This is a genomic window from Thermonema lapsum (assembly GCF_011761635.1).
In the GTDB taxonomy this organism is placed as follows: domain Bacteria; phylum Bacteroidota; class Bacteroidia; order Cytophagales; family Thermonemataceae; genus Thermonema; species Thermonema lapsum.
On record NZ_JAASRN010000001.1, the window covers coordinates 1202152 to 1219825 of the forward strand.

A 17674-nucleotide genomic window follows, 5' to 3' on the forward strand; every position below is an offset into this window, starting at 1 on the left:
TATTTGTTGATTAAGTGCAAAACTAACAAAAGCCTTCTATTGAAGCGAAAAAGCAAGGTGGAAATATTCAGGCTTTCGTCCAAACATTTGCTTTAACAAAAGCTTAAACTTATTTAAGTTTGCAAGGCTGTTCATCTAGTAAACATCAAGCATATGACAACCTTCATGACGCTTTTTCAGCGTATTTCTCTGCTGGCATTTGTGGTGGTGCTTTTGTATGGCTACAGTTTGCTACCAGAGGTAGTAGGCTTTCGTTTCAACGACTTTCAGCAACCCATCGAAGCCTTTCATAAAGGTCAGTTTTTTTATGTAACTGCCGGCTTCGTGGTTTTATTCAACCTTTTGATAGTGCTTTTCGTGCAGTTTGTGGCACAGATACCCGTACGCCGCCTTGCCATAGCTTCGTTTTGGACTCAAGACAAAGCCCACGTGCAAGCTACCTTTCAAATACTGCGTGGATGGGCAAATGGCTTAGCCGGTTGGGTCAATGCCCTTTTTTGTTGGTTTGTGTATCAGTTTGTGCACCACAATACCGTTACTTATTTGAATCTTGACCCCACGCCTTATGTAATAGTAGGTGCTGTAGTATTGACGGCATGGATGATAGCCCTGCCCTTGCGCTTTGCTGTCAAACGTATTTAGTTGAGGTGCGAGGTAGCGTTATTTTCTACGTTTTTTTATCTTTATTGAAGACTACGACACATTTTTTTATCTAAACAGCAACAGCTTTGTGGAATCTGCTCTCAAATTTATGGCGTATGCCCAAAGGTAATGGCAACCGCATGAAGAAAGTGGTCGTACTGACCGGCGCAGGCATCAGTGCTGAAAGTGGTTTAAAAACCTTTCGCGATGCCGATGGTTTATGGGAAGGCTACGACATCGCCGAAGTGGCATCTATAGAAGGGTGGCACCGCAATCCGCAAAAAGTATTGGAGTTTTACAATATGCGCAGGCGTCAGTTGGCACAAGCACAGCCCAATGCTGCCCACCGAGCACTCAAAGAAATGGAACGCTATTATGAGGTGGTCATCATTACCCAAAACGTAGATGACCTGCACGAACGGGCAGGGTCGTCGCGTATCATACACTTGCACGGGGAACTGACCAAAGCCCGTAGCAGCCAAAATCCACAGCTCGTTTATGATATAGGTTATAAGGACATCCATTGGGGCGACACTGCCGAAGACGGCAGTCAGCTGCGCCCACATATTGTGTGGTTTGGCGAAGCCGTGCCCATGATGGAGCAGGCAATTGCCGAAGTGGAACAAGCCGATATATTCATGATTGTGGGCACCTCGCTGGTGGTTTATCCAGCCGCCGGTCTGATTGATTATGCCTCCCCTCATATTCCCAAATATGTGGTGGACATCAAGCGCCCCGACATCTCTTGGCGTCGCTATCCCCACCTGCATATGATTGAAGCCCCCGCAACTGAAGGTGTGCCTCGCTTAGTGAAAGAGTTGTGCCCGCAGGCAAACTGCTGAGCTTTCTTCATGTTGTTGTAACAAATATAAACGTAGTGTGGGCTATCTGGGTAGTTTGCATTTTGCGCCGAATTATTTTTACAGTTAGTCTGCTCATATTTGGCTCTTAAGCCCGCCTAACGCTTAAGAGAGCGAAGAGCTGACAGGTTTTGCTTGTATTATTTTACCACAGAGGGCACGGAGGAACACAGAGGAAGTTTTTCTATCCACCCTCTACTATCCTTATTTCCTCCTCTGTTAACCCATACAGTTCATACACCAAAGCATCTACTTCCCGCTCCCACTCCCCTGTATCGGTATTTTTACCTTGTTTTTGTCAGCAAGAATTTTATCAACCAGCACCTCAATTTGCTGAAAGAGCAAAGACCTGACAGGTTTTGCTTGTATTATTTTACCACAGAGGGCACGGAGAAACACAGAGGAAGTTTTTTTATCCACCCTCTACTATCCTTATTTCCTCCTCTGTTAACCCATACAGTTCATACACCAAAGCATCTACTTCCCGCTCCCACTCCCCTGTATCGGTATTTTTACCTTGTTTTTGTCAGCAAGAATTTTATCAACCAGCACCTCAATTTGCTGAAAGAGCAAAGACCTGACAGGTTTTGCTTGTATTATTTTACCACAGAGGGCACGGAGGAACACAGAGGAAGTTTTTTTATCCACCCTCTACTATCCTTATTTCCTCCTCTGTTAACCCATACAGTTCATACACCAAAGCATCTACTTCCCGCTCCCCTGTATCGGTATTTTTACCTTATTTTTTGTCAGCAAGAATTTTATCAACCAGCACCTCAATTTGCTGAAAGAGCAAAGACCTGACAGGTTTTGAAAACCTGCCAGGTCTTGCTTGTATTACTTTACCTCTGGTTTGCCCAAGGGGCACATAAATAGATTGGCACAATTTTTACTACCTTAACAGGTAAATGAAACGAATTATGAAACGCAGCTACATGCTTTATGCCGCCCTCCTGCTTATGATGGCTTGGGGCTGTTCGTCAGTTTTAGGTACCCGCGTGAGCGAACCTTTCCAGGGCAGTGCCTACAAATCGAACAACCGATTCTGGCGGGGAACAGGCAAAGGCACCAGTACGCAAGATAACATTGCCCGTGCCAAGGCTGACCTCGAAGCCAAGACTTATTTAGCCGGTCAGGTCAACACCACCATGAAACAGGTTGCCGACCAATACTTAGCCGATACCGGCAACGAGCGTGCAGCCGAGATTGCCGACAAATTTCAAAGTCTGGTGCGCCAAGTAATGAACACCCCCATTGCCGACCTGCGAAAAATTGGCGAGAAGAAGTATTTCAATAAAAAGTCGGGGGAATACACGGTATTCATCGCATACGAAATCAAGAAAAACGCCATGCTGCGCTTTATGAAGCGACAAGCTCAATTAGACAACACCTTAAATGAGCGCCAGCGCGAGCTTATTGAAAAAATTATTGATGAAGAGCTGAAAAAAGTCGAAGCCGAAGAGGGCTCATAATCCTTATTTTCCGCAAGCCCTCACTCGACTTGGCTCATGTGTCGTTCCGGTGTATTCCGCCTTTTATTACCTTTACCTTTCGCAAGGTGTTTATTGATTGAAGCAGACAGAGCGAAGCCCTGACAGGTTTTGAAAACCTGCCAGGGCTTGCTTGTATTGCCTTCTTGCTCCCCATTTCTCAAACCCTCTTCGGCGCCTGCCAGCAACAAACCACAACGCAACAGCGGATTCTCTAATAGAAGCTCACGGCTCTGCCCCACTATCTTTCTGTTTTTCGGTATGCCCAATAGAAAACCTGTGGCAATACAGTCAAGGACAATATCATGCAGATAATTAAACCTCCCACAATCATAATGGCTAAAGGTTTTTGAATTTCTGACCCCATTCCTGTTGACAAAGCTGCAGGCAATAATCCCATTGAACCCATCAAGGCAACCATTAAAATGGGACGAATGCGGCTGTAAACCCCATTTGAAATAGCTTCGTGTAAACTCATTTTTCGCATGTTCTCTTTCATTACGGCTATGAGAATGATGCTATTGATAGTGTTCACCCCAAACAAAATGATAAATCCAATGCCAGCTGAAATTCCAAAAATGGTCTGTGTAGCCCAAAGCGAAATAAAACCACCAATAAAAGCATAAGGAATAGTACTCGCCGCAATGAGCGTGTCTTTGATGGTTCCAAAATTGAAGTAGAGTAAGAACAATATCAATACCAGCACAGCAGGCACAATTACAGCCAATTGTTTGCTTGCTCTTTCTTTGCTTTCAAATTCTCCTGCCCAAACCAATTTGTTTGCTTTTGGCAATTGAACGTTTTCCTCTACTTTCTTTTTCGCTTCTGCTATGGTGCTACCTAAATCTCTACCTTGGATACTAAAACCAACGGCTATGTATCGGCTGCTGCCTTCACGGTAAATAAAGGTAGGACCGGTAACGAACCTGATGTCTGCTATTTCACGCAAAGGGATTTTTTTACCATCCATTGTTGGGATAAGAATTTCTCCAATTTTTTGCTGGTTGTCTCTGTATTCCTTTTGAAAGCGAATGCGCACATCAAACATACGTTCGTTTTCATAGAAGGTAGTGGCTGCCCTACCACCGATTGCCATTTCCACTACAGCCTGTGCTTCCGCCATTGCCACACCATATTTGCCCATTTTTTTCTCATCTAACTTGATGCGTAGTTCAGGAAGCCCTATGTTTCTATATACGTTCAAGTCGGTAATACCTTCTACACTCCTTAGAACATTGGCTACTTGCTCTGCATAATTTTCCAATTCAAATAAATCGTCTCCGAAAATTTTAACCACCAACGAGCTTTTCACTCCTGCTACATATTCTTCCACATTATCCTGAATGGGTTGGCTAAATCCAAAAACAATTCCCGGATAGGCTTGTAAAGCCCTCCTCATTTCGTTTATCAAATCATCTTTTTTAATGTTGCGCTTCCATTCCTTTTCGGGGTGAAGCTGAATGTGAAATTCTATATTAAAAAAGCCGGTTGGGTCAGTACCATCGTTGGGGCGTCCTACCTGATTCAGTACAAATTTTACTTCTTCAAACTCTCGTAACTTGGCTTTCATTTCTTCGGCTAAGCGTTTGGCTTCCTCAAGGTTTATACTGTTGGGTAAAGTTGCTCGCACATAGATGGCTCCTTCATTAAGTTTAGGAATAAATTCTGACCCATAAAAGACAAAACCAACTGCGCAAATGGTCAGTATCGAAGCAAAACCAATGAGGGTAATTCTTCTTCTTCGGTTGCTCCACAAAAAGAGGTTGAAAAGACTGTTACGCAAAAAACGGGAAATAAAGTTTTCTCTTTCAACAATATTTTTTGTGAGCAGTATTTTGCATAAGGCAGGAACATAGGTAATACTTAAAATGAGTGAGCCCAATAAAGCATAACCCAGCGTAAATGCCAAAGGTGAAAACATTTTCCCCTCTACCTTTTGAAAAGAGAAAATAGGCAGCAGGGCTACAATCAAAATTATTTGGGCAAACACGATATAGGTAGCAACACTTCCTGCACTTTTCTTTATCAAGCCCATTTTACTGATGCGGTTAAACCTTTCCATTCCTAAATGGTGGGCTTTTCGCTCCATTGCTACAAATACAGCTTCTACAATCACCAGGGTTCCTTCCAACAATAAGCCAAAATCAATAGCACCCATTGAAATCAGGTTGGCGGGCAATCCTTGTATGCGAAGCATTAAAATGGCAAATAGAAAAGAAAGAGGAATCACCGAAGCTACAATTAGGGTAGTTCGCCAGTTGAACAAAAAGATGAAAACAATAACGGAAACGAGAATAATACCTTCGATAAGGTTTTTGCTAACGGTGTTTACAGTGGCATTTACCAACTCTGTTCTATCAATAAAAGGCTCAATTTTTACGTCTTTTGGCAGTATCCTTTCATTCAATTCTGCAATTTTTTCTTTAACTCTTGCAATTACTTCGCTTGGGTTTTCGCCCCTAAGCATTATTATAATGCCCTGCACCAAATCATCCTCGTCTTGCAAGCCTACAACGCCTAATCTTGGTTTGGCAGAAACTTTTACTTCTGCTACATGCTTCACTAAAATAGGCGTCGTTCCTTTGTTTTTAATCAAGATGTTCTCGATGTCCTCGACGCTTTCTAAAAGCCCAACCCCACGCACCACATAGGCTTGCGAACCTCTTTCAATCACATCACCGCCCACGTTGATATTACTTTTTGATACGGCTTCAAAAACTTCCAAAGGTGATAAATCGTAGTTTGCTAATTGGGTGGGGTTGATTTTGATTTCATAGATTTTCTCTTCCCCACCAAAACTCACCACATCTGCTACTCCCGGAACAGCGACCAATTCTCTTTCAATGACCCAATCCTGAATAGCGGTTAATTCTTTAATGGGACGGCTGCTTTTTATCACATAGCGGAAAATTTCGCCTGTTGCTCCGTAGGGTGGTTCAATTTGGGCATCTGCTCCGTCAGGCAAATCAACTCCTTGTAAGCGGTTGGCAGCGTATTGTTGGGCGTAGAAATCATCCACTTCATCTTCAAAAATTACGGTAACAACCGACAAACCAAATAGCGAAATGGAACGAACACTTGCCTTCTTAGGAATGGTGTTCATTGCCTTCATGATGGGCAGGGTTACAAATTTCTCTACTTCTTCTGCACTTCGCCCGGGCCATTGGGTGATGATTCTTGCACGAGTGTTCGTTACATCAGGAAACGCCTCAATGGGGGTATGGATATAACTAATAATCCCTGCAATCAATAGTAATGCGGTAAGGAAGAAAACGATAATCGAATTCTTGAGCGAAAACGCAACGATGCCTTGAACAAATTTCTTCATACCCACTAGTTGTTGAAGTTTTTAATCTGTTCGTAAATCAGCAGGTGGTTTTTTGTGATGATTTTTTCGTCTTCACGTAAACCGCTTAATAGGAATGTTGTGCCGTTGCTTTGGGTGAGAATTTCTATTTTTCTTAGTTCTATTTCACAATCAGATTTATAGACTACTACATAGTTTTGATTGTTGTCGAATACTATTGCAGCAGTGGGAATGCTCAGTGCTTCTGTTTTGAGTTCTTTGATTGCGGTAACGTCCACCAACATGCCGGGCTTTAACTTCAAATCAGGGTTTGGCAATACAATCCTTGCTTTCATCACTTTGGCATCTGCATCTAAAACCTGTGAAATAGTTGTAATTTTCCCTTTAAATACTTCATCAGGATAAGAGAGGGTCTTGATGTTTACTTCCATTCCTATTTGAATGTTCCTTACATTGCTAGCATGCACATTTGCCAAAACCCAAACTTCACTCAAATCAGAAATAGTAAACAAAGGGTCGCCTTCTGCCGATATTTGTTGCCCCGCAGCAATGGATTTAGCGGTAACAATTCCTGAGGCTGGCGACTTAATTAAAAAAACACCTTTCTCTGCACTGGCACTGAAAAGACTTAGATTGGCATTGATTTTTTCTCTTTCAGCTTTTAAAATGGTTAATTGACTTTGTGCTTCCATCAAATCTTTTTCTGATGCAATGCCATCATCATACATTGATTGAAGGGATTGTAGTTTTTTTTCTGCTACTTTTATTTGCGCATCAATGGTTTTTAATTGTGATTCAAGCTCTAATAGTTGCGTACTTTTCAATTCAGCTAATACTTGCCCTTTACTTACTTTGTCGCCTAATGAAAAATATGTGTTGGAAATAATGCCACTTACCAAACTCACAAAGTGAATCACTTTATCGGGATTGGGTTCTACTGAACCTGTGAGCGGTATAGTTTCTGTTACGACTTGTTTTATGGGACTTGTTGTTTCAATTTTCGCTTTGAAATTTTCGTCTAAACAATAGCTTTTGCTTTCAGTTGAGTTGATTTTTTCTTCCGAATTTCTGCAACTGCCCAAAATAAAAGTGATTGCCAAACAGCCGATGATTGTATTCTTTAATAATGTGCTGCTCATTGTGTATCGATGTTTTATTTAATTAAGTCTATGCCTAATGAAAAATTCAATTCTTCTGCTTTGTCGTTCACGTCTTTTGCTGCTTCTAAAATGATTCTTTTGTTTTCCAAATAGGCATCCAAAAAGTCAAGGTATTCCAACAAGCTTATGCTGCGATTAGCCAAATTCTTGGTGTAAGCATTGAGCAAATCGTCCAGGGTTTTTTCGTAGTTGGGTTCAATGCTTTCGAAAAACCGGATAGAAGTATTCAAATTCTGCCAAGCTAGGGCTATTTCATTCGCTACTGTTAAGAATTGCTGTTCGTAGAGGATTTTGGATTGTTCGATGCCCAAATTCGCATAGCGGATGTTGCCTTGATTTCTGTTGAATATGGGCAAATCCATTGCCACACCAAAGCCGACGAAATTATACATAAAGTTACCGCCACGGTCATAACCGCCTTTTAAGGTCAGGTTAGGCGTTCGTTGAGCCTTCTCATAGGCATACAATTTGCTGAAATAGGTTTGCTCTAATTCTGCCAATTTCAAATCAGGTCGGATTGATTTTGCAGTATCCAACAAGGCAGACAAACTCAATGATTTAAACGATTCTATATTTTTCAAATAGTCATCATCCGATAGAATTAAATACACATTGGCGGGTAATCGCATCAGCAGTTTGAGTTCTTTTTGGACTTCGTTAATTTCTTTGTTCAGCTCGTTGATTTGCTTAGAGATTTCTAACTCTAAGGCTTTCAAGCGAATATATTCGCCTTTGGGAATGTTGCCTAAATCCACTTGTCTTTGGTAGGCATGAGTAAGTTGCCTTACGCTGCTGATTTGATTGAGATAAATGGCTCGTTTGAATTGTAAGTATTGAAGTTGTGTCAATTGCAGGCGGAATTCATATTTCAAATGGCGAAGCAAATCTTGAAAATACTGTTGTGATTTATCAACATTCACTTGCTCTAAAGCCATCAGCTTTTTGCGTTTTCCGGCAGTGAGTATAAGTTGCTCAATCGAAAAACTGATTTGTTGATTTCTGCCAAAATTTCCTCCATTGAACCCCGGCAGTTCTTCGCCAAATACACCCAATTGTTTTTGGGTTGCCCAGAGGTTTATTTCGTCTAAAGAGACGGTTGGGTTGGGCCAAAGAGAGGCTTGCAACTTCATTGCTTCGGCTTTTGAAATTTCCAGCCTTTCAGCAATGAGTAATAAATTTTCTTTGAGAAATATAGCTTCACACTGCTGTCGGTTCAGTTTCAGGGTGTCTTGCGCAATAGCCTGAATATAGAAAATGAAAGAAATAATCGTAACTCCCGCGTATTTTGGTATGCTCATTTTAACCTACACTTAATGGAAGTGTAAAAATCGAACGAGCAACCTTAAAAAGAGCTTAAAGCCAATAAAATTTAGCTTAATGCGAAAGTGATTTCAAATGTATTCCAATTTGGTGATGGATTAGCGTATTGTATTGTTGCCGAGTGGATTTCTAAAATCTTTTTGGATAGCACAAGACCTAAGCCAAAACCTGTTTTGTCTTGGCTGTTTTGTCCTCTGAAAAAATAGTTAAAAAGAAATTTTACTTCATCAGAAGAGATGGGTGTGCCCGAATTTGACACAATGATTTTTAATTTGTTTGATTGAGTGCAGTCGAAAAGTATGGTTGCTTTCGCGTTGTCGCTGTATGTAATGCAGTTGCTGAGAATATTCAGAAATACTTGTTTCATTAAGGCTTCATTGGCGTTGATTTCAAGTGAAGATTCACTAAACTGTTTGGGTGTATAATTTACCTCGAAATGAAAATCGGGGTTTATGCTGTTTAATTCAGCAATGGTATCAAAAATTAATTCATCTATACGCAAAAGTTGTTTCTTGATTTTTCTGCCTGATTCAATTTTGGAAATCTCCAATAAAATGTTGATGATATTTCCCAACGATTTTGCTTTTACGATGAGTGCTTGAATGTCTGTTTTTAAGGCAAAAGAATTTTCATTTCTCTCAATTTTCTCTAATTCAGAAACTAAAATGGCAATGGGTGTTTTTAGCTGATGTGATATGTGGTGAATCGTGTGTTTTTGAAAGGAAAATGCTTCATTGGTTTTTTGAATTAGTTGGTTAAATTTTTCTATGAGATAGTTTAGTTCGTAGGTATTTGAGTAACTTTTTAATGCGGGGAGGTTCTCACTTTCAATGTCAATCTTTCCTAATTGTTCTGCTAAGTCTGTTATGGGCTTTGCTATTGCATTTGATAAAATAGCGTTCACTATCAACACAATTATGGAAATAATGGAAGTAATAGCAATAAGAACGTTTCTCAAGAATGCCAATTTTGAATATCCAAAGGCATCATAGGCTTTGCTAATGGCATAAAAATGATTGTCTTTGTTCTGAACATAAACTGCAATAATGTCGTATTTCCCTTCTTTGGTTTCAATCCACTGTTGGGCAGGTGATAGGGCGTTTAGAAGACTGTCCGCATTTTTAATTTCTAAATCATCAATGCTTTTATAGATTAAATTTTTTTGCCTATCATAAATGAGCATTTTTTCATCATAAAAATCGTGAATCGTGTGTTTGTCCATTATCGAGCTAAGGTTTTCGCTCAGCTCCTTGTATTCAGCAATTAATTCAATGGTAAATTTAATTTTCTCTTTTTGTCTTTGTTGAAATTCCTCTTCACGGTATTCACTAAAAAGCACATAAATGATGATTGAGGAAAAAATAGTAAGTGCAATTACAGTGGTAGAAAAGTAGAGTAATATTTTGTTCCTTATTTTCATCCGTAAATAATTTTTTTTATAGGTCGGATGGAACTCGCATGATGTATTTTCATTCGTGTTTGTGATTAACGAATCATGCTCGTTTCATCCGTAAATAATTTTGTTTATAGGTCGGATGGAACTCACGTGATTAATTTTCATCCTTGTGTGTGTTTAATGAATCATGCTCGTTTCATTTTGTATCAAGGTAATAACCAAACCCCACTTTGGTTTTGATGGTATTCTTATTGAATGGCTTGTCCAATTTGTTGCGTAAAAAATTGATATACACTTCAATGGTATTGGTGTTGGCATCAAAAGAATTCCCCCAAATTTCTTTTACCAAATCTGCTTTTGCAACAACTTCTCCGGGTTGTTGAATTAGTTTAAAAAGTATTTGATATTCTCTCGGGGTTAAAGAAATTTCCTTTCCTTGTCTAAATACAGTTTTAGTAGCATCATTCAATGTAATGTCATCAAAAGTAAAAACAGATTCGTTATTGTTTGTATTTTTTCCTTTTCGCTTGATTAACGCATTTACTCTAAGCAGCAATTCTCGCATAAAGAAAGGTTTTGTCAGGTAGTCGTCAGCACCACATTCAAATCCTTGAATCTTATCTTCCAATTCACTGAATGCAGTCAACATAATTACTGGAGTATCAAGATTGCTATTTCTGAACTCTTTGCATAATTTAAAACCGTTTTTACCGGGAAGATTAATGTCCAAAATGATGCAGTCGAATGTTTCTCTTTTGATTATCCGTTCTGCCAGAGCCCCGTCAAATAGTGACGTTACGTCGTAATTTTCAGCCTTGAGTGCTTCACTAATGTTTTTGTTCAACGTATGGTCGTCTTCTATGATTAAAACTTTCATGTTTGTACTTTTTTTTAAAACACCAATGGTGAAACAATAATTTTGCCATGTGGATTCGCAAAACTCATGCGTACCGGGTGTATGCGTTGATAGTAGGTTGGTTGCCAGTGGAAACAGACACTTTTTTGCAAAACGTGGTTGAAGGCTTGGCTCGACGACCAAGCAAGTGCAAAGCGTTCACGAGCACCCATAAAGTAAAAACTTGTGCTGAGCGCCGTGGCTGCTACGCTGGCTATACATTTCCTTCGATTATTTTAATTTCCTCCTCCGTTAACTCATGCAGTTCATACACCAACAATCTGTTCGCTTTTCTAAACTGCTGGTACTAGTAGAGACTTTGCCCTCTGTATTTCTCCGTGCTCTCTGTGGTGAGTTATTTTTTTACCACAGAGGGCACAGAGGAACAACGAGTTTTCTCTGAGTTTCTCCGTGTATCTCCGTGCTCTCTGTGGTGAGTTATTTTTTTACCACAGAGGGCACAGAGGGGCACAGAGGTTTTGCTCTCTCAGTGTTTCTCTGTGTTCTCCGTGGTGAGTTAATTAAACAATCCATCTTATGATTCCGTCTTTTAAACGACTTACGTTAAAGTTGATTAACAAACCTATTTTTATGTTGGCAAGTTTCATATACGTCATAAGTTGGGCTTTATGTATTTCTGCTATTGCGTCTACTGATTTTATTTCAATGATCACTTTGTTTTCAACCAATAAATCAATACGATAACCTGCATCTAATTTCACGCCTTTGTAAATCAATGGCAAAGCGAGTTGTCTTTTCACATTTAGCCCGAGTTCATTGAGTTCATAATACAAGCACTCTTCGTAAGCACTCTCGAGCAAGCCCGGACCTAAATTTCTGTGAACTTCAATTGCACAACCAATAATTTTCTCAGTAATCTGGTTTATTTCCATTTTTTGAATTTTTGGTTTTTACCACAGAGGACACAGAGATGCACAGAGGTTTTTTCTCTGTGTTACTCTCTCCGTGCTCTCTGTGGTGAGTTATTTGTTTTACCACAGAGGACACAGAGGGCACGGAGAAAGTTTTTTACTTACCTTCCACTATCCTTATCTCCTCATCTGTTAACTCATACAGCTTATACCCCAATGCATCTACTTGCTTTTCTAAGGCACTGGCTGAATTAATCTCATCTTTCATTAAAGCCAAGGCGTTAACCCGAAAAGTAGCCGGTAACAATATCTAGCGCACCTTCTTCGGTAAACGCCTTTATGAAGTCAAACACTTTATAGTGTTCGTTGTCCTCTGTTTTTGTTTTATTGTCGAGTAGCATTTACAAGTCATGCGTTTTAGTGATTATAGCAATTTAGTAAAAAAATTTTCTGTCTTTATTTCTCCAAATCTCCATTAGCTCCATCATAGAGCTCTCAGATTTTTTTGCGCAACGCAGAAAAGCTAAAAAATAAGTATGCTCAAAAGGCTTTTGATGCGCGCGTTTTTTAAACTTGTAACGCGCTTTTACTTGAAAATGAAGTTGTGCAACAGTTGCTGCGCTGTTGTGCGTTTGTTGTTCTTTCTCGTCCGTTGCTGTGAGACAGCCGTCCCCTTTAGCAAGTTTTGGTTTGTGTGTGGTCGGTGTCCTGCAAGGAAGCATAACACTGAAATGGAGGCATGTTTTCACATTTTCAAAAAAACATGTAATTTTTCCCTATCGCAGCAGGTGTTATCACCCGACAGGGCGCGAAAAGAGCGAGCCATCAGGATTTCACACGAATAAATTCATTAGGAAGTTATTATGAAACTTCTTTCGCTAAAAGCTGGAAGACTGATTGAATCTTCATAAAAATACTTTATTTCATCTTTACTGTCCATGAGCCCCAAACTATAAAGCACCGGCACAAAATGGTCGGGCGTTGGTGCTGCCAGTTTGCCTAGTTTATGGCTATTTTCGTAATTGATAATGTTAGCAATGTTTCTTGTGTCTAATTGTTTTTTAATCCATGCATCATACTCCAATTCCCAACCGTAAGGCTTCATATCATTGCTTTGCAATTTACGCATGGCTAAGGACAGATTATGAATAAGTGAGCCGCTACCTATAATCAATACTCCTTTTTCACGAAGAGGTTTAAGCTGTTGACCTAAGTGATAATGATATTCAGGCTTGGCATAATAGTCAATGCTCATTTGAAAAACAGGCACATTGCCTTCGGGGAACAAGTGCATCAACATAGGCCAAGCACCGTGGTCTAATCCCCATTCGGTGGTTTCGTGCACTACAGGAGCCAATTGCTTTACTTCGCGAGCAATCTCCGGTGCCCCTTTTGCTCTGTATATTACTTTGTAATACTCTTCGGGAAATCCATAATAATCGTAAATCTGTTTAGGTTCGGGCGATACATTTACAAATGTTCCTTTTGTACACCAGTGAGCGGATACCACTAAGGCAGCCTTTACTTCATAATTTTTTTGCAGTTCCTTGCCTAATTCAAAAAGTGTTTTCCAAAATGGACGCTCTTCTCGTGAAAGCGGTATATCCATGGGATTGCCGTGGGAGGTAAAAAGAACAGGCATCTTTTTCCCCTGAACCGGTAACTGGTCAGTAAAAAGTTTAAAACTGCTTAATGGGCCCATTGCTGCTAATCCTAAAACAGATTTTATGAATTCTATGCGGTTCATGCTTTAATTTCATCATCCATTAACCGTTTTTTTGCAATGCAACGCACCACTGCCCCTCTGCCCACATGAAACAAGCCTTCGTTGAGCTCGGTTTCCGTTTCGTATAATTCTATAAATTCTAAATCTTTGAACCAGGTTTTCAGTTCCTCTGCAGAATAGAGCATACCGATGTCTCTGGGTCCTCCTACTTTTTCGTTCACACTATTGAATTGAATATGCTTTTTACTAAAAGCCTCTAAAATAATCACCCCTCTGGGTTTAAGCCATTTTAGGAGCTTTTGATGATATGCTTCCTTTTTATCGGCAGGAAAATGAGCAAAAATCAAGGCAATGGCATCGAATTCGTTGGGCGGATAGCTTGCCTCCTCAAACTCGCATACATCGTAATGGATATTCACTTTATGTTTATCAGCCAGCTTCAAGGCTTTTTTCTTGCCCTCTATGCTTTGGTCGAATGCAAAGACATGCCATCCTAATTGGGCGGCATACACGGCATTGCGTCCTTCGCCTTCTGCTGGAAATAAAATCTTACCCGGAGTAAAACGGGTAAGGCTTTCTTTCAGATATTCATTAGGCTTTTCGCCATACACGTAGGCTTCGCTACGGTATCTTTCGTTCCAAAATTCTTTCATCCGAAAATAATTTTTTTTAATCGGTCGGATGGAACTCGCATGATGAGTTTTCATCCGTGTTTGTGTTTAACGAATCATGCTCGTTTCATCATACTTTTGGTTGGATGGGTAATTTTTTATATCTGCCCCAAGCCACAAATAAAGCCAAAGCTCCAATGATAACATTAACAGGTAGGGCTTCATATTCTGCACGCATCAAATGGAATACTGCTGCCAAAACCATAATGATAAAAAATCCCAATGCAGCTAAGGGCGTAAGCTGTGGTTTAATTTTGAGCAGAGACGGTAGTATGAGCCCAAGCGATCCAAGTAGTTCGGAGATACCAATAAATCTTACTAAAGCAGGTGAATACTCTTTTACCCAAGGTAGTGATTCGGCTAATTTTTCGATGGGTGTAAACGATTTCATAATACCTGCCATGAGGAACATGGCTGCTAATAATCCTTGCACTATCCAAAGTACAATGTGAAGTGTTTTGTTCTTAGTTTCCATAATCGTGTGTTGTTTTAAGTTTAAAATGTTTGTTATTCATTCAGACTTTCTGCATAGGCTTTTATGGTAATTTCCGGTTTGCCTAATTCATCCCATGTTTGCTGTGCCATAAAAGGCTCGGGTGTGGTGTTGATGATGTCGAGAATTTTTGAAATGTAAGCCAATTGGGGATTAAACAAACCGATGAACTTAAGAAGTCCTATTGGAGCTTTGGCTTTTTTTAGATTTTGTTTCTTGTAGTGTTGAATGAAAATATCCACCGCTTCTTCGGGAAAGAGCGCTTCTGGTCCTTGTACCACATAATCTCTGGAACTTGCCGGATCTAAAACCTGAAAACTACGGGCTACTTGTTTGCCGTAATCTCTGCCCGCAATCCACCAGTTTTTGTAAAGCGGCTTCCCCACAATGTTTACCTTATTACCTTGAATAAATCCGTTGTTCAGATTTTCCATGTAGCTCGAAGGGTAGAAGATGCAATAAGAAATGCCAGAGTTTTTGATGGCTTGTATCGCTTCTTTTTTCAGGCGCATCACCCACCAATCGTTCTTATTATATTCTTTGGCAATGATGGATGATATATATCCTAAGCGTTGTATGTTGTGATTTTTTGCAGCTTGTAGGATAAACTGCAAACCTTCCTTTTCCGGATGAAAATCGTTTTCTTTTTCTGTTGGACTAACAGAAAGATTACAATACACGGCATCCATCCCCTTAAGGGCATTGTTTACAGCATTTTTATCCCTAAGGTCGCACAACACATATTTCGCTTTGGAGCCAAATAGCTTTTCTGCCTTTTTCAAATCTCTGGCACATACATATACTTCGAAGCCTGCAGCTATTAACTCTTCTGTTACAGGCTTTCCAAGCATTCCGGTGGCACCGAAGACAGCTATTTTTTTCATATTCTTATTATTGATTTTTTTGTTTTGACAAAGATATTTATATTTGCTATACTTTAGTTACTACTATACAAAAGTATAGCGATATACTCTGGTATAGCGACCATGAAAACAAAAATGAAATGAGCAGTAAATCACAATTAGAACAAGTAAAAAAATGTTCAGAAACTTTTGTTTTAGCTGTTAATGATACGATGAACGTCATTAATGGGAAATGGAAATTGCCCATTATTGGCTCCTTGCTTTATGGCAAAAAGCGTTTCAAAGAACTGGAACGGGAAATTCCTAAAATCACTCCCCGTATGCTTTCCAAAGAACTAAAAGATTTAGAATTGAACGGTATTGTAAAACGCACGGTTTATGATACCAAGCCTGAAAATTTTTTATCGGGCTGGAAAGGGGCAAGCTCTTCCCACGAACCGATAGCTATCGGGATGGATAGCGTATCAATTATGTACGTTTTGCAGGATATGCTTGCCCCCTGTGAGGTTCTTTTTTAGAATATATGCCCAAATCCAAAGAAAAATTGCCCTCCTTCTCTACTTTGACCATAATCTAATCTAAGTATTGTTGATTGATTCCACGCAATACGTGCGCCAACACCGGGTGCACCTCTCCATTGTTTGAAATTCATATCTCTGGGACTGTCCCACACACTCCCAAAGTCAAAGAAGGGGGTTATGCCCAAAGCAAAGTGTTGTTTAAGAAGTTTAAAATCATAAAGCCTTGCACGCATCTCCAAATTGACCAAGGCAACTGTAGGTGCCACAAAACGAGCTTCTCTAAAACCTCTTATAGAACGACCACCACCTAATACTAAAATGCCGCCTGCCTCTGCCTGACTGGACAAATCCCACATTTCAATGAAGTTGATGTTTTTACCGAAGATATACCCCATTGCTGCTAAACCTGCAAAGGTCAATCTTCCTTTATTGTTGTTCCACCTTTTTAACGTGTGTATGAATTGTCCCTGCACCATAAGTTTATTAAAGTCAAATTGAGAACCTAACCAAGGTGCAGTGTATTCGTGTGAATATTCCAAAAATATGCCTTTTGATGGGTCGGGTTCAAAATCTCTGGTGTCATACATTAAAGCGCCTGCAAGCATACTGGTGAACATATAATTATCACCGTTTGTAAAACCTGATAAATTGAATCTATCCCAAGTTCCATCAGCCCTTTGTAAATCCACCAGTGTTGGGTTGTTGATGGCCTCTACTTTAACTCCGTCCAGTGTGTAGGCTTCTTCTGCTTTTAAGCCATTGTAAGATGTAAATGAAGTAAACAATGCTTCATATCCAAACAAAAGACGCAGTTTACCTCCCATCATCACCCGCTCTCCTGCAACATTATACAGTTGTTCTCTTTGCTGCATGTGGTTAAAGTGGAAGTCTGTGTAATAATTTCCATCGCTTCCTAATTCTGCAAGGGCAAGGTTTTCTTCATAATCGGCAACTTTTTTAAAGGTTCTTGTTATGCCTGTTCTTTTATCTCTAAATCGTAAGGGGTTTAAAGATGAACGTCCAATGCCCCAGTATTGGGCATTAGGGTCTTCCCAACGTACTACATCTGCTCTTATTCTCCACTTAGAATTGAAAATGTACGGGGCATCGTAGTTTAGCGCATAGCGAATTCTGCCATTTTGAAATATAAAAAATTCAGCATTGATTCTATGTCGATAGGCAGTATACTCAAAAAATGGGTCATCTTTTGTTTTGTTCATAAAAAGATTGACATTCCCACCTACACCAAATCCACGAATAGGGTCGAATTCAAAGCGTGGCAAACCGGTTACAAAAGTGCCTTCTTTTTTATCTTCCAATTCAAACTCTGGAATTCTTTTCGAATCGTCAATGAAAAATGGAAGTTCTTTCTTTGTGGTAACAGAATCAACATTTTGCCCAGATGCACAAGTGCTGATTAAAGCAATGCTGATAATGAGTGTAAATTTTTTCATATTG

The 17674-nt window shown here is 39.9% G+C and carries 15 protein-coding genes; 4 read left to right on the plus strand and 11 right to left on the minus strand.

Annotated features, from left to right (window positions below; genetic code table 11):
- Positions 1-153: 153 nt before the first annotated feature.
- From FHS56_RS05250 to FHS56_RS05260, 3 genes are all read left to right on the plus strand, one after another.
- A complete protein-coding gene (locus FHS56_RS05250; RefSeq protein ID WP_166918795.1) occupies positions 154-642 on the plus strand; it encodes a hypothetical protein in 489 nt (162 codons plus the stop codon).
- A gap of 116 nt (positions 643-758) precedes the next feature.
- Entirely contained in the window at positions 759-1484 is a 726-nt protein-coding gene (locus FHS56_RS05255) for an SIR2 family NAD-dependent protein deacylase (RefSeq protein ID WP_243844144.1), read from the plus strand.
- 938 nt (positions 1485-2422) lie between these two features.
- A complete protein-coding gene (locus FHS56_RS05260; protein WP_166918796.1) occupies positions 2423-2974 on the plus strand; it encodes a hypothetical protein in 552 nt (183 codons plus the stop codon).
- 259 nt (positions 2975-3233) lie between these two features.
- Here the strand turns inward: FHS56_RS05260 and FHS56_RS05265 are convergent, their stop codons facing one another.
- The 10 genes from FHS56_RS05265 to FHS56_RS05310 all read right to left on the minus strand — a co-directional run bounded on the left by FHS56_RS05265 (position 3234) and on the right by FHS56_RS05310 (position 15716).
- Positions 3234-6320, minus strand: coding sequence for an efflux RND transporter permease subunit (locus FHS56_RS05265; RefSeq protein ID WP_166918797.1), 3087 nt, complete (start codon positions 6318-6320; stop codon positions 3234-3236).
- A 5-nt stretch (positions 6321-6325) separates the two neighbouring features.
- A complete protein-coding gene (locus FHS56_RS05270; RefSeq protein ID WP_166918798.1) occupies positions 6326-7438 on the minus strand; it encodes an efflux RND transporter periplasmic adaptor subunit in 1113 nt (370 codons plus the stop codon).
- A gap of 14 nt (positions 7439-7452) precedes the next feature.
- Positions 7453-8757, minus strand: a complete 1305-nt coding sequence (locus FHS56_RS05275) for a TolC family protein (RefSeq protein WP_166918799.1) — start codon at positions 8755-8757, stop codon at positions 7453-7455.
- Positions 8758-8828: 71 nt separating this feature from the next.
- A complete protein-coding gene (locus FHS56_RS05280; RefSeq protein WP_166918800.1) occupies positions 8829-10199 on the minus strand; it encodes a sensor histidine kinase in 1371 nt (456 codons plus the stop codon).
- Positions 10200-10371: 172 nt separating this feature from the next.
- Entirely contained in the window at positions 10372-11052 is a 681-nt protein-coding gene (locus FHS56_RS05285; RefSeq protein ID WP_166918801.1) for a response regulator transcription factor, read from the minus strand.
- Positions 11053-11591: 539 nt separating this feature from the next.
- Positions 11592-11963 carry a GxxExxY protein gene (locus FHS56_RS05290; RefSeq protein ID WP_166918802.1) on the minus strand — a complete coding sequence of 124 codons (372 nt, stop codon included), beginning with the start codon at positions 11961-11963 and terminating at the stop codon, positions 11592-11594.
- An 829-nt stretch (positions 11964-12792) separates the two neighbouring features.
- On the minus strand, positions 12793-13689 hold the full coding sequence (locus FHS56_RS05295) for a dioxygenase family protein (protein WP_166918803.1): 897 nt from the start codon (positions 13687-13689) through the stop codon (positions 12793-12795).
- Entirely contained in the window at positions 13686-14321 is a 636-nt protein-coding gene (locus tag FHS56_RS05300) for a class I SAM-dependent methyltransferase (RefSeq protein ID WP_166918804.1), read from the minus strand. The genes FHS56_RS05295 and FHS56_RS05300 overlap by 4 nt, the downstream gene beginning before the upstream one ends.
- An 88-nt stretch (positions 14322-14409) precedes the next feature.
- Positions 14410-14814, minus strand: a complete 405-nt coding sequence (locus FHS56_RS05305) for a DoxX family protein (RefSeq protein ID WP_166918805.1) — start codon at positions 14812-14814, stop codon at positions 14410-14412.
- A gap of 32 nt (positions 14815-14846) precedes the next feature.
- Positions 14847-15716 carry an SDR family oxidoreductase gene (locus FHS56_RS05310; protein WP_166918806.1) on the minus strand — a complete coding sequence of 290 codons (870 nt, stop codon included), beginning with the start codon at positions 15714-15716 and terminating at the stop codon, positions 14847-14849.
- Between the two features lie 119 nt (positions 15717-15835).
- Here FHS56_RS05310 and FHS56_RS05315 point away from each other — a divergent pair, with 119 nt between their 5' ends.
- A complete protein-coding gene (locus FHS56_RS05315; RefSeq protein ID WP_166918807.1) occupies positions 15836-16213 on the plus strand; it encodes a winged helix-turn-helix transcriptional regulator in 378 nt (125 codons plus the stop codon).
- On the opposite strand, the gene omp85 is transcribed toward FHS56_RS05315, so the two are convergent.
- Positions 16210-17670, minus strand: a complete 1461-nt coding sequence (gene omp85 / locus FHS56_RS05320) for an Omp85 family outer membrane protein (RefSeq protein ID WP_166918808.1) — start codon at positions 17668-17670, stop codon at positions 16210-16212. The genes FHS56_RS05315 and omp85 overlap by 4 nt on opposite strands.
- Positions 17671-17674: the final 4 nt, after the last annotated feature.